The organism is Mycetohabitans sp. B8 (assembly GCF_021991875.1).
GTDB lineage: Bacteria > Pseudomonadota > Gammaproteobacteria > Burkholderiales > Burkholderiaceae > Mycetohabitans.
This window is the reverse complement of sequence record NZ_JAHLKR010000008.1, coordinates 59,028-80,297: the sequence shown is the minus strand read 5'-3', so window position 1 is coordinate 80,297 and position 21,270 is coordinate 59,028. Positions and strand designations below refer to the sequence as shown.

The following is a 21,270-nucleotide window of genomic DNA, read 5'->3' as shown; positions in this document are numbered from 1 at the left end:
CGGGCGCCGACACACGAGCGTGCGCTGTGCGCAGCGTGCATCAGCCGGCCGAGTCCACCGAGCGGGTGCGGGGCACACGGGCATTCCGCCTGTAGGACCAGACGAGCACCAGTGCGCCGACAACGATCATCGGCAGAGAAAGCCACTGCCCCATCGACAGATTGAACGCGAGCAATCCGAGAAAGTCGTCCGGCTCGCGCGCGAACTCGACCGTAAAGCGCGCCATACCATAGCCGAGCAGGAAGAGCGCCGAGGCGGCGCCGACCGGACGCGGCTTGCGTGCGAAGCACCAGAGCACGACGAACAGCACACCGCCCTCCAGCGCGATCTCATAAAGCTGAGACGGGTGGCGCGGCAGCATAGGGTAGCGCTGGAACACTTCCAGCAAGTGCCATTGCGCGGCTTGCAGCGGATGCGACGCGAGCCACCCCAGATCTTCATTGACTGCGCCGGGGAATCCCATGGCCCACGGGGCATTGGGCGCCGTGACGCGCCCCCACAGCTCGCCGTTGATGAAATTGCCGAACCGGCCGGCTGCCAACCCTATCGGCACCATCGGTGCGACAAAATCGGTGACCTGCAGCCACGTGCGGTTGCGTTGGTACGCGAACACGACCATCGCGAGCGTCACGCCGAGGAAGCCACCGTGAAACGACATCCCGCCTTCCCAAACCTTGAAGATGTCAACCGGATGGGCCAAGTAAAAGTGGGCTTTGTAAAACAGCACGTAGCCGAGGCGGCCGCCAAGGATCGTGCCTAGCACACCATAAAACAGCATGTCGTCGATGTCGCGCAATGTCCAGCCTTGCGCCGCGACATGCGGCAAGCGCAGCCGCAACCGGCCGACAACGATCGCTGCGATGAACGCGACCAGGTACATCAACCCGTACCAGCGCACCGCGAGCGGACCGAGATGGATCGCGACGGGGTCAAAATTCGGATGGATCAGCACGATAGGAATCTGAGATCAGTGGATGTCAGGGGATCGATAGCGCATGCGCGCGCACGACGTCGATGAAACCCGCCAGCACCGGGCTGACGTCACCCGTGCGCCATACCAGGCCCGTTTCGATGACCGGCAGCGCACCGCGCAGCGCCCGGTAGACGACGCCCGTGCGCTGCAAGTTGTGAAGCGATTGCGGCACCAACGCAACGCCCATGCCGGCCGACACGAGGCTGACGATCGTCTGCATCTGGATCGCTTCCTGGCCGATCCGCGGCACGACGCCCGCAGCCTTGTAGCAGCCCATTATGATGTCATAAAACGCAGGCGCCAAACGCCGCGGGAAGATCACCAGCGGCACGTCGGCAAACTGCGCCAACTCGATTTCCGCCTGGTCGTACGCCGTGCCCAGCGCCTGAGCCAGTTCGCACGACATGGCGACGATCAATGGCTCACGCGCGATCGGCAAGTACGACAGCACGGCCGCATGACGGGGCGGAATCGGCGGGATCACGATGCCCGCGTCGATGCGTCCGGCCACCAGTTCGTCAATCTGCACGTCACTGGTCGCCTCGAGCAACTGGAGCCTGACGCGCGGAAAACGTTCGCCGAATTGCCGCAACAGGCCGGGCAGCAGCCCATAGTCGGCGCTCGACACGAACGCCAGCGCGAGCACCCCGGTCTCGCCTTGCGCCAGACTGTGCGCGAGTGGCGCCAACGCATCGGCGGCGGCCAGCACCCGACGCACTTCGGGCAGCAGCGCAGCGCCCACCGGTGTCAGCTCGACCGAGCGTTTGGTGCGCTCGAACAAACGCACGCCGAGCGCGTCCTCCAGCAAGCGAATCGCCTGCGACAGCGGTGGCTGCGTCATCGCAAGCCGGGCCGCCGCCCGGCTGAAGTGCTGTTCCTCGGCCAGGGTGACAAAGTAGCGCAATTGGCGCAAATCGAAGGACATACGCAGATGCAGAGTGGCAGCTGATACATTTTACGACTTTATTAGCTTCAAATAATATATTGGACATTTGATTCGCGCCGCTGCATGCTGTCACGCAAAGTTATAGGAGGTGCCCCACCATGCCGTACAACCGTCGTTCGAAGAACATCACTGAAGGCGTCGCCCGTGCGCCGAACCGCTCGATGTATTACGCGCTCGGCTATAAGAAGGAAGATTTTGACAAGCCGATGATCGGCATCGCCAACGGTCACTCAACGATCACGCCGTGCAACGCGGGGTTGCAACGGCTCGCCGACGCGGCAGTCGGCGCGATCAAGAACGCCGGCGCCAATGCGCAGACGTTCGGCACGCCGACCATCTCGGACGGCATGTCGATGGGCACGGAAGGCATGAAGTACTCGCTGGTGTCACGCGAAGTGATCTCCGATTGCATCGAGACCTGCGTGCAGGGGCAGTGGATGGACGGCGTGGTGGTCATCGGCGGCTGCGACAAGAACATGCCGGGTGGCATGATGGCATTGGCCCGGATGAACGTGCCAGGCATCTACGTCTACGGCGGCACGATCCGTCCGGGTCACTGGAAGGGCAAGGATTTGACGATCGTGTCGTCGTTCGAAGCGGTCGGCGAGTTCACCGCGGGACGCATGACGCAGGAAGACTTTGACGGGGTCGAGCGCAACGCGTGTCCGAGCACCGGTTCGTGCGGCGGCATGTACACCGCGAACACGATGAGCTCGTCGTTCGAGGCGCTGGGCATGTCGCTGCTGTACTCGTCGACGATGGCCAATCCGGACGACGAGAAAGTCGCATCCGCCGCCGAATCGGCGCGCGTGCTCGTCGAAGCGGTGAAAAACGATTTGAAGCCGCGTGACATCATCACGCGCCAATCGATCGAGAACGCCGTCTCGCTGATCATGGCAACCGGTGGCTCAACGAACGCGGTGCTGCACTATCTGGCCATCGCGCACGCCGCCGAGGTCGAGTGGACGATCGATGACTTCGAGCGCATCCGCAAGCGCGTGCCGGTGATCTGCAATCTGAAGCCGTCCGGCCAATACGTGGCCACCGACCTGCATCGCGCCGGCGGCGTTCCGCAAGTGCTGAAGATCCTGCTGGACGCCGGCCTGCTACACGGCGACTGCATGACAATCACCGGTAAAACGATCGCCGAGGCACTGAAGGACGTGTCGAGCCCGCCCCGCGCGGACCAGCAGGTGATCTTCCCGATCGACAAGGCGCTGTATAGCGAGGGGCACCTGGCGATCCTGAAAGGTAACTTGGCCGAGTCTGGCGCGGTCGCAAAGATCACCGGCCTGAAAAACCCCGTCATCACAGGACCGGCCCGTGTGTTCGATGACGAGCAAAGTGCGCTCGAAGCGATTCTGGCGGACCGGATCAAGGCCGGTGACGTGATGGTGCTGCGCTATCTCGGTCCCAAGGGTGGGCCCGGCATGCCGGAAATGCTCGCGCCGACCTCCGCCATCATCGGCAAGGGGCTGGGCGAATCGGTCGGGCTGATCACCGACGGACGCTTCTCCGGCGGCACCTGGGGCATGGTGGTCGGCCACGTAGCGCCGGAAGCCTTCGTGGGCGGCACGATTGCGCTGGTGCAGGAAGGCGACTCGATCACGATCGACGCGCACCAACTGCTGCTGCAATTAAACGTTGACGAGGTCGAACTGGCGCGCCGCCGCGCCGCATGGACTCCACCCAAGCCGCGCTACACCCGCGGCGTGCTTGCCAAGTATGCCGAGCTTGCGCGCCCGGCTGACAAAGGCGCAGTCACAGGCTGAACCGCGCAGAGCGGGTTCCGGCGGCCCCGCGCCGGGACCCGCGAACCGGCGCGCGTCACCCGCCCTGTTTGTACATGTTCAACGTGTAGCCGCGGTCCCGATAAAAACGATACCGCTCGCGCCCAGCCGCGAGCCCGTGTTCGTCATTGCCGATCACCTCGAGCAACCGCTCGAAACGCGCGAAGTGCGGCGGCACCGCGCTGCCCAGATTGAGCAGGATCGCGTAGTGCGGCGCCTGATCCAGGTCGGTAGTCAGCACCACTGGCGTCTCGTTGGCCAGTGCTGAATCAGCCATGCAATGCGGGATGAAGTCCAGCGGCGAGAACGTCCACAGCCGCTCGTCGAAGGCGCGCAACACGGCAGGCTCGCCCAGCACGACGAGCGGCTGCACGGCCTGGTAGGCTTTGCGCGCCAGCCGGCACGCATAGCTCAGTGGATCTGCGACGTGGGTGTGAAAGTCCACACGGGTCATCGACAGTTCGAGCCTCACTGGTTCATTGATGCGGCGCGGTGCACTGTGCTGGCATCACTTCGCGCGATCGATCAGGAATTGCGTGAGCAGTGGCACGGGACGTCCGGTTGCGCCCTTTGCGCTGCCGCTCTTCCATGCGGTGCCAGCGATGTCCAGGTGCGCCCACGGGTAGGCCTGTGCAAAACGCGCCAGAAAGCACGCGGCCGTCACGCTGCCAGCCGGACGCCCACCAATGTTGGCCATGTCTGCGAAATTCGACTTCAACTGCTCCTGGTATTCATCATCCAGCGGCAACCGCCACGCGGGGTCCGACGCATGGCGGCCGGCCGCGAGCAACGCGTCGGCCAACGCGTCATCCTTCGAGAACAACCCACTGTTATGGTGCCCCAGCGCAATCACGCAAGCACCGGTCAGCGTCGCGATGTCGATCACAGCGGCTGGCTTGAAGCGCTGCGCGTACGTGAGCGCGTCGCACAGGATCAGTCGTCCCTCGGCGTCAGTGTTCAAGATCTCGATCGTCTGGCCGGACAGGCTGGTCACGATGTCGCCCGGCTTGTTCGCATTGCCGCTCGGCATGTTCTCGCAAGTCGGAATCAGGCCGACGACGTTCAGCTTCAGGCCCATTTCGGCAATCGCGCGGAACGTGCCAAGCACCGAGCCGGCACCGCACATGTCGTACTTCATCTCGTCCATGCCTTCACCCGGCTTAATCGAGATGCCGCCCGAGTCGAATGTGATGCCCTTGCCGACCAGCACCACCGGCGCCTGCTTCGCCCCAGCACCCTGGTGCTGCAGCACGATGAACTGCGGCGGCTGCGCCGAGCCCTTGGCGACCGACAGGAACGCGCCCATCTTCAACGCCTCGATCCGCTTCTGGCCCAGCACCTCGACCTTCAGCTTCCAGTCCTTCGCCAGTTGCTTCGCAACACCGGCCAGATACGTTGGCGTGCAAATATTGCCGGGCAGGTTGCCCAACTCGCGGGTCAGGTCCATGCCATTGGCGATCGCCGCCCCCTCCTTCAACGCGACGCGCGCCGCCTTCTCGTGTGCCGGGTCCATCACCACGACCACCTTCTTCACTGCGCCGCCATGGGCGGCGTTGACCGCCAGCTTGGATTTGGTTTGTGTGTACTGGTAGGTCAGCTCGCGCAGCGTCAACACGCTCACGCGCGTGCTCCAACGGGCATCGCGGTCGTTGACCGCCACCTGCGCGAGCGCCCATGTCACGCTGGCTGCGCGCGTGGCCAACACCGCGCGCCACGCCGCGCGCGCCGCATCGGTGAACGTCTTCGGGCTCAGTGCATCCTGCTTGCCGAGGCTCACTAGCAACACGCGCGATGCGCCAATGCCGGCCACTGCATGCAGCATCAGCGTCGAGCCGGCCTTGCCATCCAGGTCACCGCTCTTGACCAGGCGGCTGACCAGCCCCTGGGTCGCGGCATCAAGCTTTTGTGCGGCGCCGGACAGCGTCCGCGCATCGAATACGCCGACCACGATGCAATCCGACTTTGCGTTGAGCAAGGCGCTGTCCGCGGCTTTGTTCCAATCACAGGCTTTTGTGCTAAAGTCCATCGCGCTCGTCCTTGGCTAGAATCCTGGGCTGTTAGTCAAACCAAGCCGCAATTATCCGCTATTTTTTCTACCGCGGCGTTGCTGGCGCCGGATGTCCTGCTTCGACGGACCGGTCCACGTGCGTCATGCGCGTGGAAACGCCCATCGTGAACGGGCTGTGAATCCCGACTCGCCATCGTGGTCCAAGCCGGCAGCCGGGACACGAACATGATGTGACCAGATGATTCTTGAACGCTCCTTGCAGCGCGAACTCGCCTATACGGCCGGCGCGGTTTTCCTCGTGCTGCTCACCCTCGTGCTGACGACGATGATGATCCGCATCGTTGGCTTTGCCGCCTCGGGCGAGATCGATCCCCGCGACGTCGTCGTGCTGATCGGCTTGACGATGATCAGCTATGTGGCGGTGATGCTGATTGCGACGCTGTTCGTGTCGATCCTGTTTGTACTGACGCGCTGGTACCGCGACTCCGAGATGGTGGTCTGGCTCTCGTCCGGCGTGAGTCTGACCCGGCTGATCAAACCGATCGCGACGTTTGCCGCGCCGATCGTCGTGCTGATCGCCTTTTTTGCATTCGTCGGCTGGCCGTGGGCGAACGAGCAAAGCAAGCTGATCCGTGAGCGCTTCCAACAGCGCGACGAGGTGTCGCTGCTCGCGCCCGGCCAGTTTCGCGAGTCCGCATCGAACCATCGGGTGTTCTTCATTGAGAAGGTGAGCCCCGACCAAAAACGCGTCGAAAACGTCTTTGTGACGAGCACGGAAAACGGCAAGGTCAACGTCGTCGTATCCAAAACCGGTCATACGGAGATCCACCCAAATGGCGACCGCTTCGTGGTGTTGGAGAACGGGCGCCGCTACGATGGCGAACCGGGCAAGCCCGATTTTCGCATCATGGAATTCGCGCGCTACGGGGTCAAGATCCAGAGCCAACAACTGGTGAACCGGCCGACCACCACCAGCCTGCCGACGGCCACGCTGCTGCGCGAGCCGAACAATACCCATCTAGCCGAGTTCGCGTGGCGGGCTGGCCTGCCTTTGACTGCGCTGAACCTCATGCTGCTGGCGATCCCGCTCGCGTATCAGAACCCACGGCGCGGGCGCACGATCAACCTGGTACTCGCGGTACTCATCTACCTAACGTATTCGAACCTAATGAACCTGGTGCAAGCCTGGATCGAGCAAGGCAAGATCACGTTCGTGCCTGGGCTGCTGGGATTACACCTGATCGTCTTGGCGATCGTCGCCTTCATGTTTTGGTTGCGCGTGCGCAACCGTGCGCTGCTGCGGCGCCCGGCGCGGCGCGCGGCATCCGGAGGCTGACCGATGCGCATCTACGAAAGATACTTCGCCAAGCAGGTCTACCTAACCTTTGCATTCATCCTATTCGCGTTCTCGGGGTTGTTTTTCTTCTTCGACCTGATCAGCGAACTGAACGCTGTCGGGCACGGCAACTACAAGTTCAGCTATGCGGTGCTGCGCGTGATGCTGCAAACGCCGTCGCGGTTCTACGAAATCATCCCGGTCGCCGCGCTGATCAGCGCGATCTATGTGTTCGCGCAGATGGCGGCCAGTTCTGAGTTCACGATTTTTCGCGTCTCGGGGCTATCCACGCATCGTGCGCTCAGTTCACTGCTGAAAATCGGCGTGCCGATCGTCGTGCTGACCTTCGTGATCGGCGAAGTCGTCGGCCCCTACACCGACCAGTTGTCCGAGCGCGTGCGCCTGGAGGCGCTCGGCTCCTCGGTCTCGAGCCATTTCCAATCGGGCGTGTGGGTCAAGGATACGGTGCCGGGCAGTGGCACCACCGAGCAGGTCACGCGCTTTGTGAACGTAGGCGAACTGAAGCCGGACGCGACCATTTCGAACGTGCGGATCTACGAATTCGATTCACAGTTCCGTCTTGCGGACGTGCGCACGGCCGACAGCGGCCGCTACGTGCGGCCGGGCCAGTGGCTGCTCAAGGGCGTGACGGAAACGCAGCTGCACGACGTGGCGCCGGCCGCCGCGACAGCCAAGGACGTACTCAATCCCGTGTACAAGTCCGCACAAATCTCGATGCCGGAGTACCCGATGCGCTCCGAGCTGACACCGCAGATCCTGTCGGTGTTGCTGGTCGCGCCGGACCGGATGTCGATGACGAACCTGTTTTCGTACGTGCAGCATTTGCGCGAGAATCACCAGGATGCGCAACGCTATATGATTGCACTGTGGCGCAAGGTGCTTTATCCGTTCGCCGTATTGGTGATGCTGGTGCTGTCGCTGCCGTTTGCCTACTTGCATACGCGCGCGGGCGTCGTCGGCGTCAAGGTGTTCGGCGGCATCATGCTCGGCATGAGCTTCCAGCTGTTCAACACGCTGTTCTCGCACATCGGCACGCTCAACACCTGGCCCGCGCCGTTGACGGCCGCGACACCCGGCCTGATCTATCTTGCGTTGGGATTGTTCGCGTTGCGCTGGGTCGACCGCCACTGACGTCCACGCCGGTGTCATCTGAATAGCCTCATCGTGCCAGCGCGGTGCGGGATCGACCAGGAGTATCGTCATGTCAGCATCAAGCCGCGGATTGATTCTGCTCGGCCACGGCGCGCGCGATTCGCGCTGGGCCGCGCCGTTTGAGCGGGTCGCGTCGCTAGTGCGGGCGCGCCGCCGCGCGCAGCACGACGAGGGCCCGGTGTCGCTCGCGTTCCTGGAATGGATGCAACCGTCGCTTCAGGCCGCGATTGCAGCGCACGTCGCTCACGGATGCGACCGGATCGTCATCGTGCCGATGTTCATGGGTCAGGGCAGCCACGTGCGGCGCGACTTGCCGCAGTGGCTCGATCAGGCTCGCGCCGCCCATCCGCACGTGCGAATCGATTGCGCGTCGCCCATCGGCGAGGACGAAGCGGTGTTGCTCGCGCTTGCGGCATGCTGCGAGCGCGCGTTGCGCGAATCCCGCTGACGCTGATCGCTATGCAACATGGCACCGCGCAAGCGCGCAACCGATGAAGCATGCAATTGGTGAAACATGTCATCGATGAAGCATGCCATCGGTGAAGCGCGCAACGGGTGAAACGTCACCGCGCCGGCGCGGCGATGCGCGCACGGCTCATGCGGCGAACTGCAGCGCCGGCAGTGTGCCCGGACGTGCGTGCGATGCGGTATCCATGGCCTCGCCTATACCGACAGCCTCGCGCGGCGCAAACGCGTCGCCGATCATCAGCAGACTCGGCTGGGATGGGTCGAGCCAAGGCTGTGCGCGGCCGTGCGCCATCTCGTCGAGCGTCAATGTTAGCGTACGCTCACGTTCGGTGGTCGCCGCCTCGACGATCGCCACCGGCGTGCGCGGCGAACGGCCGGCATCAATCAGTTGTCGCGCGATCGTCACCGCACTGTCGCGCCCCATGTAGTAGACCAGCGAATCGGCATTGACGCGCTCGCGGGTCTCGTCGGACCCGGGCGCCCGGCTGTGCGTCGCGAATGCGACACTGCGCGCAACACCGCGCAGCGTCAATGGGCGGCGCAGCGTCGCCGCGCTGGCCAGTGCAGCGGTGATACCGGGCACGATCTCGTAGTCGATACCAGCGACCTCCAGCGCGCGGATTTCTTCGTCGGCGCGGCCAAACAACATGGGGTCGCCGCCCTTGAGCCGCACGACCAGCGCGTGTTCGCGCGCCGCATCGAGAATCTGCTTGTTGATGAAATGCTGTGCGCTTGAGCGCTGGCCGCACCGCTTGCCGACCGCGATCTTGCGGGCCTGCGGCGCGTGTTCGAGCATGCCCGGCTCAACCAGCGCATCATGCAGCACCACATCGGCCATGCCCAGAATGCGCGCGCCGCGCACCGTAATGAGATCCGCGGCACCGGGCCCCGCACCGATCAAGTACACTTTGCCCATCATCGTTCCTGTCCGTTCGCGCGATCACTGGATCACAGTGTGATCTATCACGCCGAGTATGTACGGATCATGCCAGCGGCGACCGTATGGTGGGTCGCGTCATCGATCAGCACGAACGCCCCGGTACCCGGATGGGTATCGTACGTGTCCACGACCAGCGGCTTTTGCAGCGTCAGGGACACCGTGCCGATATCGTTCATCGCCAATGCGTCCCGCCCGGTGGCATGCGACAACGTATGCACGTCGAGCACCCGCTCGATCGCACTCACGCGTGCCAATACGGTCGCGCTCGTCTGCTTGAGCAGGTACTTGCGCTGCGGCGACAATGGCGCGTCGTCGAACCAGCACAGGTCCGCCTGCAACTTGCGGGCCGGCGTCGGAACGTCGTGCGCGGCCACCAGCGTATCGCCACGCGATACGTCGATATCCTCGGCCAAACACACCGTCACGCATTGGCCAGCAAACGCGCGATCGACCGAGGCGGTGCCACCTGGCACCGGCGCGATGATCTGCGCCACGCTCGCCCGGCGCTGGGCCGGCAACACGGTCACACTCTGCCCGACCTCGATCTCGCCGGATTCGATGCGCCCCATGTAGCCGCGAAAATCGTCCGCCTGCGCGCCGTCCTGGCGCGCGACCCACTGCACCGGCAAGCGCAGCGCCGCGTTCACCTGCTGGCCCACCGGCAGCGACTCCAGCATGTCCAGTAGCGGCTCGCCGGCATACCACGGCATACGCTCGCTCGCCACGACAATGTTGTCGCCCTTGAGCGCCGAGACCGGCACAAAGCGCACGTTAGCCAGGCCCAGTTGCGCGGCCAGCTCCACGTACGCATCGCGAATCTGGTTGAAGCGTTCCTCGCTGAACCCGATTAGATCCATCTTGTTGACCGCGACAATCACGTGCGGCAAGCCCAGCAACTTGACGATCGCGCTATGGCGCTTGGTCTGCGGCAGCAACTGCGTGTGCGCCGCGTCGTCCACGCTCACCCGCGTCGCGTCCACCAGGATGATCGCCGCGTGCGCGGTTGACGCGCCAGTCACCATGTTGCGCGTGTATTGCTCATGCCCCGGCGTGTCCGCGATGATGAACTTGCGCTTGGACGTGGCGAAGTACCGGTATGCCACATCGATCGTGATACCCTGCTCGCGCTCGGCCTCCAGCCCATCGGTCAACAGCGACAGGTCGATGTCCTCGCCGACGGCGCGCTTGTTCTTCGCGCGCGACAGCGCCGACAACTGGTCGGACAACACGGCCTTGCTGTCATACAGCAAGCGCCCGATCAGCGTGCTCTTGCCGTCATCGACACTGCCGGCGGTGATAAAACGCAGTACGCCGAGGTCTTCGGTCTGGTTCAGGCTCATGGTATTTTGCGTCAATTCGTATCGAGTCAGGGAACCGGTGAGCGCGCTCAGAAATACCCTTGCTTCTTGCGCTGCTCCATCGCCGCCTCGCCGGTTTGGTCATCCATTCGGGTCGCGCCACGTTCGGTGATCTGCGTCACCGCGGTCTCGGCAATGATCTTCTCAACCGTGTCCGCGTCACTGACGACGGGACAGGTGCAACTGATGTCGCCGACGGTGCGGAATCGCACCAGCAAAGACTCGCTGATCTCTGTGTCGCGCTTGGGCGTGAGCGACGTGACCGGCACCAGCAGCCCGTTGCGTCGAACGATCTCGCGCTCGTGTGCATAGTAGATCGACGGCAACTCGAGTTTTTCGCGCGCGATGTACTGCCAGACGTCAAGTTCGGTCCAGTTCGAGATCGGGAACACACGCAGGTGCTCGCCCGAATGCAGGCGCGTGTTGAACACACTCCACAACTCCGGCCGTTGCGCTTTCGGGTCCCATTGTCCGAATTCGTCTCGGAACGAGAAAATTCGCTCCTTTGCCCGAGCCTTCTCCTCGTCGCGGCGCGCGCCGCCGATCATCGCGTCGTAGCGGTGTGCTTCAATCGTCTCCAGCAACGTCACCGCCTGCGCGGCGTTGCGCGAATCGTTTTCACGCCGCAGCCGCACCGTGCCGCGCCGGATCGAGTCCTCGACGTGGCCCACAACCAGTTGCGCGCCGATCTGCGCGACGCGGCGGTCCCGGAACTCAATGACCTCCGGGTAGTTGTGCCCCGTGTCGATGTGCACCAGCGGAAAAGGCAACTGCGTGCGGCGCCCGGCACCGAGGCCGAACGCCTTGAGCGCGAGATGCAGCACGACGACCGAATCCTTGCCGCCGGAGAACAGCAGCGCCGGCCTTGCGCATTCGGCCACCAGCTCCCGCAGGATATGGATCGATTCCGCCTCGAGCCAATCCAGGTGGTCCAGGCGCGTGGCCGTATTGTGGCGCAAAGTGATGTCCGTCGGTCCGAGCAACGTGCTCATATTCGTCCTCAATGCTTCGATGCGGTTCAAGATTGGGCCGGCGCGCCTGGATGCAGCCCGCATTCCTTCGAGTCGCGGCTTTCCCACCACCAGCGTCCGGCGCGGCTATCTTCGCCAGCGCGGATCGCGCGCGTGCACGGCTCGCAGCCGATGCTTGGGTAACCGCGCGCATGCAAGGGATTGACCGGCACGTCGTACGCCTTCAGGTATGCCCAGACGTCGGCCTCGGTCCAGTCGGCGAGCGGGTTGTACTTCGCGATGCCGCGCGCCCCATCCTGCTCTCGTTCAGGCAGTTGCGCACGGGTGATCGATTGCTCGCGCCGTTGCCCAGTCACCCACGCTTGCGCGCCAGCCAGCGCGCGATTTAATGGCTCGACCTTGCGGATCTCGCAACACCGCTTGCGCAACTCGATGCTGTCGTAAAACGCATTCAGCCCATGCTCGCTGACATACGCGTCGATCGCCTCCTGCCGCGGATGCCATTGTTCGATGACATAGCCATAGCGCCGCCGAACCTGCTCGATCATGCCGAGCGTCTCGGCATGCAGCCGGCCGGTATTCAGCGAGAAAATGGTAATGGACAGTTTGCGCGACAGGATCGCGTGGGTCAGCAACATGTCCTCGGCGGCCAGGCTGCTGGCAAACTTCACACGCGCGTGGCTCGCCGCAATCGTGGCGAGCAGCGCATCGAGCCTTTCGATGCGCTGCTCGCGCTGTGGCATGAGCGGCTCGGCGTGTACGAGCGGATCGCGTGGCGCCACACGCCCGAACGTGACGACGGCTTCGCTCATGGCTGACCCGCCGCGCTCGCGTGGCTGACCGCCGCCGCTTGCGCGCGGCGCCGGAACAACGGGCGCGGCTCGTCGAACGCACCCTGATAGCGCACGCTCAACTCGTCGAACGCCTTCAACGCGTCATGGATGTCCTTGTCCGCGCGCACCGCAAACGCATCGAAGCCGCAGCGTGACATATACAGCAGTTGATCGCGCAACACATCGCCAATCGCCCGTAATTGCCCGTTCCAGCCATAGCGCTCGCGCAACAGCCGCCCGATGCTATAGCCCCGCCCGTCGCGGAATACCGGAAAATCCACGGCGACCAGCGCAATGTGCTCCAGCTCGTTGGCCAACTCGGCCGGCTCGCTGTCCGGCGCGAGCCACACGCCGCGCTGCGACTTGTCGCGCGCGGCGAGCAGCGCGCCGCGCTCGGCTTGCCAATAGGGCAACGGCACGATGATGCGGCCCGCCGGCAAAGACTGGACGGCCGGCAGCGAGCCATCCTGCGCGGCACGCACGACACTCCAGTCGTCGTCCACGACCTGGCGTTGCCGGATGATTTTTTCAATGGCTTGAGTCATCTTCCACCTCACGCGTGCGCCGGTTGACGCGCCGCGTACACCCGTTCCTTGAACGGCGCAATGCCGATCCGCTTATACGTATCGATGAAACGTTCGTCCTCGACGCGATGCGCGACAAACGTATCAATCACCTGGGTGATGACCTCCGGCACCTCGTCGGCGGCAAACGACGGCCCAATCACCCGGCCCAGCGCCGACGCGTTGCCCTGCTCGCCGCCAAGCGAGACCTGGTACCACTCGGAGCCATCCTTATCCACGCCCAAAATGCCGATATTGCCGACGTGGTGGTGACCGCACGAGTTCATGCAGCCAGAGATGTTCAACGACAGCTCGCCTAGGTCGTACACGTCATCCAGGTCGTCGAAGCGCTGCTGGATGGCCTGCGCGATCGGGATCGACTTCGCGTTAGCCAGCGAGCAGAAATCGCCGCCCGGACAGGCGATGATGTCAGTGAGCAACCCGATGTTCGGCGCGCCGCAGCCGATCTCGCGGGCCTTTTCCCACAGCGTATACAAATCGCGCTTCTTCACGTTCGCCAGGATCAGGTTCTGCTCGTGCGACACGCGGAGTTGACCGAAACTGTACGCATCGGCCCAATCGGCGAGCGCTTCCATCTGCGTATCGGTCACGTCGCCCGGCGGCTGATATTTCCACATGGCACCGGGCTTCAATGACAACGTCACCGCGGCATAGCCCGGCACGCGATGGGGGTGCACATTGCGCTCGACCCAGCGCGCGAATGCCCGGTTCTCCAGCAAGTGCTTCTCGAACGACGCGTCGGTGTCGGACAGCTGTTCATACGGGGGCGGCGCGAAATGCCGCGCGACGCGCTGCACCTCGTCGCGGGTCAGCGCCGACGGGCCGTCCTTCAAGTGTTGCCACTCCTGCTCCACCTGCTGCGAGAACTTGTCCTTGCCGAGCGCCTTGACCAGGATCTTGATCCGCGCCTTAAACAAATTGTCGCGACGGCCGAACCGGTTATACACGCGCAGCACGGCCTCGCAGTACGTCAGTAGGTGCTGCCAGGGCAGATCTTCCTTGATGATCGAGCCCAGAATGGGCGTGCGGCCCATGCCGCCACCCACCAGCACGCTGCACACCACCTCACCCTCAGCGTCGCGTTTCAGATAAACGCCCAAGTCGTGCAACTGCACAGCGGCACGATCCTGCGTCGCACCGGCCACGGCGATCTTGAACTTGCGCGGCAGCCATGCAAATTCGGGATGGAACGTGGACCATTGGCGCAGCAACTCGGCCCATGGACGCGGATCGACGATCTCGTCCGGCGCGACGCCGGCGAACTGGTCAGCGGTGATGTTACGGATGCAGTTGCCTGAGGTCTGGATCGCGTGCATCTGCACCGACGCGAGCTTGCGCAAGATCTCCGGCGTGTCCTCCAGTTTGATCCAGTTGAATTGCATGTTCGAGCGCGTCGAGAAATGGCCGTAGCCGCGATCGTGCTCGCGTGCGATGCGCGCCAGCATCCGCAACTGGTCGCTGCGCAGGTTACCGTACGGAACCGCAATACGATGCATATAGGCGTGCCGCTGCAGATACAACCCGTTTTGCAGTCGCAACGGGCGGAATTCTTCCTCGGTCAGTTCTCCAGACAAACGCCGGCGGACCTGGTCGGCGTACTGTCGGACACGCTCGTTGACGATCGTCTGGTCGTACTGGTCGTATTGATACATGGGGAGCCCCAGTCTTTCGTGTGCGTTGCGCGCCGACGGTGCACTGCGCCGGCCCATCCTTGCTGGGACACCCCGCGCGCCGCTGTCCCATTCAAATAATCCGCCATTTGCAAAGCACAAAAACAGATATCGATATTGGAAAAGCTGCGGAAATCGTAATAGACTCGCCTTATACGTCAAACGACTAAAAAATTTTGCCCATATGCGGAAGGGTTATATATGAACCTGCATCAATTCCGGTTCGTGCGGGAGGCCGTCCGTCAGAATTTCAATTTAACCGAGGCGGCCAAGGCCCTATACACTTCGCAACCTGGCGTATCAAAGGCGATCATCGAGTTGGAGGACGAACTCGGCGTCGAGATCTTCACCCGTCACGGCAAGCGCGTGCGCTCGTTGACCGAACCTGGCAGGATCATCTTGTCGTCGGTGGAAAAAATCCTGCAAGAGGTCGAAAGCCTAAAAAGAGTCGGGATGGATTACGCCGCGCAGGACCAAGGCAATCTGGTGATCGCCGCGACCCACACGCAGGCGCGGTATTCATTGCCGCAGGCGGTGGCCGAGTTCAAAAAGCGGTTTCCGAAGGTGCATCTGTCGATTCTGCAAGGCAACCCGACCCAGGTCGCCGACCTGGTCCTGCACGACCAGGCCGACCTAGCCATCGCCACTGAGGCCATCTCGACGTACAAGGACCTGGTCTCGCTGCCGGCATTCCAGTGGCATCACTTGGCGGTTACGCCGCCCGAACATGCATTGCTTGACAGAAAGGAACAGATCACGCTGGACGATCTTGCGCAATTTCCGCTGATTACCTATGACAACGCGTTCGCGGGGCGCTCGAAGATCAACCAGGCGTTCGCTTTGCACGGACTCACGCCGGACATTATCCTCGAGGCGATCGACGCGGATGTCATTAAGACCTATGTAGAACTGGGCCTGGGCGTGGGGATCATGGCCGACGTCGCATTCAACACGGAGCGCGACCGGCCACTACGCGCGATTGCCGTTGGCCATCTGTTCGGCACCAACACCACACGGGTTGCAGTGAAGCAAGGCACCTACCTACGCGGCTACGTCTATACATTCATCGAATTGCTCTCGCCGGCGCTGAATCGCAAGCTGATCGAGCAGACGATGCGGGGCAACGCCGATTCGTATGAATGGTGAGCGGGCCGCTTGCGGCGTCAGTGCGCTATGCAACGTTGCGCTACAAACTATCGCCACCCTCGGGAAAAACGCCTGACTGAATACAACAAGGGACGCCGCACGGTGACGATTGTGGCATGGCTTGGCGTAGCGGCCGCGTCGTGGATCGGCGGCGCGCATGCGCAAGGCGACGCGTCGGCTCGACGGTGACGCCCTACCGCAGTGCAAAGCAATGGGTTGTCGCTGATCACTGGCGCATGCGCCGCGAGCGCTTGTGCGAGACTTGACCTAGCCGTTTGTCGGTTAGCCCGCGCAGGCCGTCGGTCTCGTAACGTCCCATCTGCCGCCAAAACGTGCGCTCGCCCCTCAATAGCGATGCCGCCTCGGCCTGCGTGAGCCGCTTGTCCTGCCAGTCGCTGTAGATTGCTTTGAATCTCGTCTTCCAGGCGCCCTGTCACCCACGTGCCCGGCTCACGGGTGGCTCCATACGACACGCCAAACCGGACACATGACAGGCTACAGCCCCGGACAATGGATGGGCTCACGACACTCATGACAGACATGCTTGCCGAGCGTGTTGAATTACGACATAATCACGGCTTGCGCCGCGTGGTGATTTCGGTCCTACGCGGATTAGCATCACTCACGGATAGTGAGTGTGAGGTAGTGTTGCAAGCTGCTTCACCGTTTTGCCCGGGTGGTGAAATTGGTAGACGCAGGGGACTCAGACCAAATTTGAGCCCTTCGGGGGAAACCTCGGAGGTGAAGCCCGTCAAACTCGGTGAAGGCCCTGGACGCGAGTCCGAGCTAATGCCGAGCCAAGCCTTGGCGCCGTAAGGCGCCTTGGAAGGTGTAGAGAGCAGACGGCGGGCACCTAAGGCCACAGGCTAAGGTGAAGGCGTGCTCCAGACCACGAACGTCCACTCTCCGAATGGGCGGCGGCGAAAGCCGAAGTGGGAAGAAAATCCCCCGCCGCAAGGCGTGCCGGTTCGATTCCGGCCCCGGGCACCAACCGTATTCGGCGTACACCACAGTATGTGGAGGAACCCCGTGAGATGAACGTCTCACGGGGTTTTTTCGTCGGTACGCCAACTCGACGCATGGACAGCCGGTGGTAGCCCTACATTGCAAGCCGCCAACGCGACGTCCCAATTGCTGTGCGTGGTTCGACCACGATTGTGCGGGCCACGCGGTCGTTTTCGCCGCAGCCCGGCACGAAGGCGAGATCGCATTGACGATCGGCGCTGCTAAGCTTGCGCGCCCTGCGGCGTTTTCGGCCAGACCTTGACCGTCACGATTCGCGGACCGACCCGTTCGTTGACGGTGATCAGACATGAGCCAAAGTCCACGCTCTGCCCCTGCTGCGGCAATTCGCCCAGTTTGTCCAGGATCATGCCGCCAACCGACTCGGCCGACTGTTCACCAAAGTCCACGCCCAGCAGGTGCTCAAGCGAGACGATCGACAGGCTGCCGCGACCGATCACGCTGCCATCCGGCTGCCGTTGCCATTCAACGTCAGTGGTACGCGTATCGTCCCGGATCTGGCCGACCAGCGCCGCAAGCAGGTCCGGCAACGTGACGAAGCCGACCGGCTTCAGCCCGGGACGCCCGATCACCGCAAAGTGAGGCGCACCCGAGCGAAAGCGCCGCAGCAACTCGAGTGCGGGCATCTCCGGCAACACCTCGAGCACGGGGCGCGCGAGTTCGCGCAGGTCGCGCGATGTATGCCCTTCGAGACGACGAAACAGCAAGTCCTTCACATCGACCATGCCAAGCACCTTGTCGCCGCTTTCGTCAAATAGCGGATACCGGCTGTAGCGGCTCTTTGCCGCCAACGCTAGATTCGCGTCGAATGACAGGCCCACATTGAAGCTCACCGCGTCGCGCAGCGGACGCATCAGGTCCGATGCAGTCAGTTCGCCGAACTCCAGCGAATGCGACAATGTACTGAGCTCGTCGCTCGAGAACTGCCGATGGGACCGGCTCGCACGCACGATCAGCTTCAACTCGTCACGACCATACGGGGCTTCAGCCTGCCCAGCGTCCGACAGGCCAAACCACGCGAGCATCCGGTTCGAGCTGACATTGAGCAGTGCAATGGCCGGATACATGATCCAGTAAAATAGGTATAACGGCACGGCGGTCAGCAGGCCGGCGCGCTCCGGCATCCGGATGGCGAGCGATTTCGGCGCAAGCTCACCGGCCACGATATGCAGGAACGAAATGATCAGGAACGCCAGCGCCAGTGCGATTGCGTCGGCAAGCGGCGGCACGATTTGTAGCATGCCGAACAGCGGGGCTAGCAAATGGGCAAACGCCGGCTCTCCCAACCAGCCCAGGCCAAGCGACGCAAGCGTGATGCCAAGTTGGCAGGCTGACAGGTAAGCGTCCAGGTGGCCATGCACGCGCGACAATACGCGGCCCCGCCAGCCATATTGCCGGGAAATGGCCGCGACCCGCGTGCCGCGCAGTTTGACCAGCGAGAATTCCGCGGCAACGAAGAAACCATTGAGAAAGACCAGCAGCAGGGCAGCAACAAACGCGAGAAATGTCTGCATCAGAAAAATCGAACCGGCTCACCGACGCGCGGGAACAAAGGGCCATTGTATGTCAGCATGGTGACGATGTCGGATTGGCCTGGCACACAAGTGTTGCGCAGTCACTCTCACGGCCCGCACACCGGCAAGCCGCGACGCGCCAGTGTGCGGGCACGGGATAATGGACACGGCCTACACCGACCACGGCGCGACGATGGCATTGTTAGAATCCCGGCGCATGAACCTTGAAAGCATTCTTTTTTCCCAAGGCTTCGGATCACGACGCGAGTGCAGAGCGCTCGTCATCCGAGGCGCGATCACGATTGGCGAACAGCGCTGCGACGATCCGAATGCCGTGTTCGAGACGGCGGGGCTGGTGTTCCACGTGGACGGCGTACGCTGGGAGTATCGGCACAAGGCCTATCTGGTCTTGCACAAGCCATCCGGCTATGAGTGCTCGCACGCGCCACAGCACCATTCAAGCGTCTATAGCCTGCTTCCCCCCGCGCTGATCACGCGCGGCGTGCAATGTGTCGGCCGTCTCGATGCGGATACGACGGGCCTGTTGCTGCTCTCCGACGATGGGGCCTTTATCCATCGGCTGGGCTCGCCCAAACGCAAGATACCGAAGACGTACGTCGCCACCACGCGCCATCCGGTGCACAACGCCCAACTCGATGCGCTGCGTCAGGGGGTGCAGTTGCACGGCGAGCCGGCGGTGAGCATGGCGCGCTCGGCGCGGCGGCGCGATGAACGCACGATTGAGTTGGTGCTCACCGAGGGAAAGTACCATCAGGTCAAGCGGATGATCGCCGCCGCGGGTAACCGCGTCGAGCAACTCCATCGCGAGGCTATCGGGGCGTTTGTACTGCCCCCGGCGCTCGCGCAGGGGCAGTGGCGGTGGCTCGAAACCGAGGAACTCGGCAAGTTGACGGGATAAAGCGAACGGCATAACCGAACTTCGGCACACCGGCAGGCTGCGGTCCCCCGTAAGCGTCAGCCCAGGCGTGCCACTGCTGCAGTGCAGCATGCTTTCCGCAATCATGTGTCTATACTGACAAATAAGGACGCCATCGGGCGTAGGCTTTGGAGGACGGCACCATGATCACCGGCGACACCTTCGAGATCACCTATATGATGATTGCGTTCGCGCTGCTCGGCGCAATCCTGATCGGGGCATTGCTGACTGCGCTTCATCTCAAGCGCAAGTACCATCCTAACCTGATCGGCGCGATCCTTGGCGCACTGCTGTGTTTCGCGATCATCGAGGCCATGCCGATGCTCGCGTTGTGAGCGGCGCTCAACGGTGCGCGCTTGACAATTGGCGCGCGTGTTCGCGCAAGAAGTCCTCGACGCTCGGGTAGCGCAACTTGATCGCAAATTCATCGCGCAAACGCCGGTTGGCTAGGCGGCGGGATTCGCGCATAAACGACAACAATGCCGCGTTGAGCGTGGCCTCGGCCTGTTGCCGGGTGATGCGCGGCACCGGGCGCAAGCCGCATGCGTGGGCGATACGGTCGAAATACTCGCCCATTTTCCAATGCGTAGCGTCGACCGCATGAACGACGCGCTGCGGGCGGCCGCGGAACAACGCTCGGACCGTGATAGCGGCGAGGTCGTCCGCATGGACGTGACCGGTATAGACATCGTCCACATCGCACAAAGCCGGCGTACCGCGTCGCAGTCGCTGCACGGGCAGCCGGTCGATGGCATAGATGCCGGGCACCCTGAGAATCGACACCCTGACAGCCCCTCGTGAGCCGGCGCGACGCAATTGGCGCTCGGCCGATACACGGCGCACCGCGCGCGCATTGACCGGCCGCACGGGCCGCGTCTCATCGATGAGCGCACCATCACAATCGCCGTAGACCCCTGTGGTGCTTATATAGACCATGCGTACCGGCGGCGGCTGGCGCAGCGAGCCCGGCGGCCACCGCCGGTGCCGCGAGGCGCGCGGTGGCCGCTCGGGTACAATGGCGCTCTCGGTCATGACGCGCCCGACAATCGCGTGCGTCCTGCCAGCGACGCGACGCGTGACGATGCGCTGCGCACCCATGGCGACGCGCGGTGCACGGGCGGTGCGCCGCAGATCCCGCCGCGCGCCCAACGCAGCCAATAGCGCGGCGGTGCGGCGATCTGTCGCGCCCTGGGCTTGCGGCGGCGCCAAATGCAGCATTTGTCGCGCCACGCGTGCGGCGCGCGCCAGCGAGCGCCGGTCGTCGAGATCGCCGAGCAGCGGCACGAGCCCGGCCGCTCGCAGCGATGCGAAACGGGCCGGCTGAGTCGTCAGCGCGAACACGCGAAAGCGCTCGCGCAGCCTTGCCGCGCAGCGCAACCCGACATCGCCGCAGCCGACCACTAGGATGCGGGGGCGGCCAAAAGCACGGCGGCGCGGCAGTACGGCCCGCCCCACAGGCGCACCACCGCCACTGCGCACAGGCAACGCGGCGGTGGAAACAGCGGCCACTGCATGCGGCGGCGTAGCGCACAATTGGAAAGATCGGCTGGAAAGGGTCATCGGGTGCATTGTAGCGGGCCGGCCGATCAGACGTTTTTGT

General features: G+C 63.3%; 20 protein-coding genes. 8 read left to right on the top strand and 12 right to left on the bottom strand.

From position 1 onward, the window contains the following. Positions 1–40: 40 nt before the first annotated feature. Both lgt and KQH60_RS02875 read right to left on the bottom strand, forming a co-directional pair. A complete protein-coding gene (lgt, locus tag KQH60_RS02880) occupies positions 41–952 on the bottom strand; it encodes a prolipoprotein diacylglyceryl transferase (protein WP_237575083.1) in 912 nt (303 codons plus the stop codon). 25 nt (positions 953–977) lie between these two features. Further along, the gene (locus KQH60_RS02875; protein ID WP_237575082.1) at positions 978–1,898 is read right to left on the bottom strand and encodes a LysR family transcriptional regulator; all 921 of its coding nucleotides are present in this window, start codon (positions 1,896–1,898) and stop codon (positions 978–980) included. Between the two features lie 119 nt (positions 1,899–2,017). Between KQH60_RS02875 and ilvD the strand changes: the two genes are divergently transcribed. Beyond that, the gene (gene ilvD / locus KQH60_RS02870) at positions 2,018–3,691 is read left to right on the top strand and encodes a dihydroxy-acid dehydratase (RefSeq protein ID WP_237575081.1); all 1,674 of its coding nucleotides are present in this window, start codon (positions 2,018–2,020) and stop codon (positions 3,689–3,691) included. 55 nt (positions 3,692–3,746) lie between these two features. Here ilvD and KQH60_RS02865 read toward each other — a convergent pair whose 3' ends face one another. Together KQH60_RS02865 and KQH60_RS02860 are read right to left on the bottom strand one after the other, a co-directional pair. Then, positions 3,747–4,163, bottom strand: coding sequence for a DNA polymerase III subunit chi (locus KQH60_RS02865; RefSeq protein ID WP_237575288.1), 417 nt, complete (start codon positions 4,161–4,163; stop codon positions 3,747–3,749). A 54-nt stretch (positions 4,164–4,217) separates the two neighbouring features. Then, positions 4,218–5,735 carry a leucyl aminopeptidase gene (locus KQH60_RS02860; RefSeq protein WP_237575080.1) on the bottom strand — a complete coding sequence of 506 codons (1,518 nt, stop codon included), beginning with the start codon at positions 5,733–5,735 and terminating at the stop codon, positions 4,218–4,220. 220 nt (positions 5,736–5,955) lie between these two features. On the opposite strand from KQH60_RS02860, the gene lptF reads away from it, so the two are divergent. From lptF to KQH60_RS02845, 3 genes are all read left to right on the top strand, one after another. Beyond that, positions 5,956–7,053 (top strand): LPS export ABC transporter permease LptF, encoded by a 1,098-nt coding sequence (gene lptF, locus KQH60_RS02855; protein WP_237575079.1) that lies wholly within the window; start codon positions 5,956–5,958, stop codon positions 7,051–7,053. A 3-nt stretch (positions 7,054–7,056) separates the two neighbouring features. Next, positions 7,057–8,205 carry an LPS export ABC transporter permease LptG gene (gene lptG, locus KQH60_RS02850; protein WP_237575078.1) on the top strand — a complete coding sequence of 383 codons (1,149 nt, stop codon included), beginning with the start codon at positions 7,057–7,059 and terminating at the stop codon, positions 8,203–8,205. A gap of 70 nt (positions 8,206–8,275) precedes the next feature. After that, the gene (locus KQH60_RS02845; RefSeq protein ID WP_237575077.1) at positions 8,276–8,674 is read left to right on the top strand and encodes a sirohydrochlorin chelatase; all 399 of its coding nucleotides are present in this window, start codon (positions 8,276–8,278) and stop codon (positions 8,672–8,674) included. 147 nt (positions 8,675–8,821) lie between these two features. On the opposite strand, the gene cobA is transcribed toward KQH60_RS02845, so the two are convergent. The 6 genes from cobA to KQH60_RS02815 all read right to left on the bottom strand — a co-directional run bounded on the left by cobA (position 8,822) and on the right by KQH60_RS02815 (position 15,032). Further along, positions 8,822–9,610: a uroporphyrinogen-III C-methyltransferase gene (gene cobA, locus KQH60_RS02840; protein ID WP_237575076.1), complete on the bottom strand. Its 789-nt coding sequence runs from the start codon at positions 9,608–9,610 to the stop codon at positions 8,822–8,824. A 47-nt stretch (positions 9,611–9,657) separates the two neighbouring features. After that, positions 9,658–10,974: a sulfate adenylyltransferase subunit 1 gene (locus tag KQH60_RS02835; protein ID WP_237575075.1), complete on the bottom strand. Its 1,317-nt coding sequence runs from the start codon at positions 10,972–10,974 to the stop codon at positions 9,658–9,660. A gap of 47 nt (positions 10,975–11,021) precedes the next feature. Further along, positions 11,022–11,984, bottom strand: coding sequence for a sulfate adenylyltransferase subunit CysD (gene cysD / locus KQH60_RS02830; RefSeq protein WP_237575074.1), 963 nt, complete (start codon positions 11,982–11,984; stop codon positions 11,022–11,024). Positions 11,985–12,010: 26 nt separating this feature from the next. Further along, on the bottom strand, positions 12,011–12,706 hold the full coding sequence (locus KQH60_RS02825) for a phosphoadenylyl-sulfate reductase (RefSeq protein WP_237575287.1): 696 nt from the start codon (positions 12,704–12,706) through the stop codon (positions 12,011–12,013). A 65-nt stretch (positions 12,707–12,771) separates the two neighbouring features. Further along, on the bottom strand, positions 12,772–13,329 hold the full coding sequence (locus KQH60_RS02820; RefSeq protein ID WP_237575286.1) for a DUF934 domain-containing protein: 558 nt from the start codon (positions 13,327–13,329) through the stop codon (positions 12,772–12,774). A gap of 20 nt (positions 13,330–13,349) precedes the next feature. Further along, entirely contained in the window at positions 13,350–15,032 is a 1,683-nt protein-coding gene (locus KQH60_RS02815; protein ID WP_237575073.1) for a nitrite/sulfite reductase, read from the bottom strand. 219 nt (positions 15,033–15,251) lie between these two features. Here KQH60_RS02815 and KQH60_RS02810 point away from each other — a divergent pair, with 219 nt between their 5' ends. Both KQH60_RS02810 and KQH60_RS02805 read left to right on the top strand, forming a co-directional pair. Next, positions 15,252–16,196, top strand: coding sequence for a CysB family HTH-type transcriptional regulator (locus KQH60_RS02810; protein ID WP_237575072.1), 945 nt, complete (start codon positions 15,252–15,254; stop codon positions 16,194–16,196). A 27-nt stretch (positions 16,197–16,223) separates the two neighbouring features. After that, complete coding sequence (locus KQH60_RS02805; RefSeq protein WP_237575071.1) at positions 16,224–16,385, top strand: hypothetical protein; 162 nt, start codon at positions 16,224–16,226, stop codon at positions 16,383–16,385. 1,037 nt (positions 16,386–17,422) lie between these two features. Here the strand turns inward: KQH60_RS02805 and KQH60_RS02800 are convergent. Then, positions 17,423–18,736 carry a hemolysin family protein gene (locus KQH60_RS02800; protein WP_237575285.1) on the bottom strand — a complete coding sequence of 438 codons (1,314 nt, stop codon included), beginning with the start codon at positions 18,734–18,736 and terminating at the stop codon, positions 17,423–17,425. A 214-nt stretch (positions 18,737–18,950) separates the two neighbouring features. Here KQH60_RS02800 and KQH60_RS02795 point away from each other — a divergent pair, with 214 nt between their 5' ends. Both KQH60_RS02795 and KQH60_RS02790 read left to right on the top strand, forming a co-directional pair. Further along, positions 18,951–19,652, top strand: a complete 702-nt coding sequence (locus tag KQH60_RS02795) for a 16S rRNA pseudouridine(516) synthase (RefSeq protein ID WP_237575070.1) — start codon at positions 18,951–18,953, stop codon at positions 19,650–19,652. Positions 19,653–19,813: 161 nt separating this feature from the next. Further along, the gene (locus tag KQH60_RS02790; RefSeq protein ID WP_076787369.1) at positions 19,814–20,005 is read left to right on the top strand and encodes a hypothetical protein; all 192 of its coding nucleotides are present in this window, start codon (positions 19,814–19,816) and stop codon (positions 20,003–20,005) included. Between the two features lie 7 nt (positions 20,006–20,012). On the opposite strand, the gene KQH60_RS02785 is transcribed toward KQH60_RS02790, so the two are convergent. After that, entirely contained in the window at positions 20,013–21,110 is a 1,098-nt protein-coding gene (locus tag KQH60_RS02785) for an NAD-dependent epimerase/dehydratase family protein (RefSeq protein WP_237575284.1), read from the bottom strand. Between the last annotated feature and the right edge of the window lie 160 nt (positions 21,111–21,270).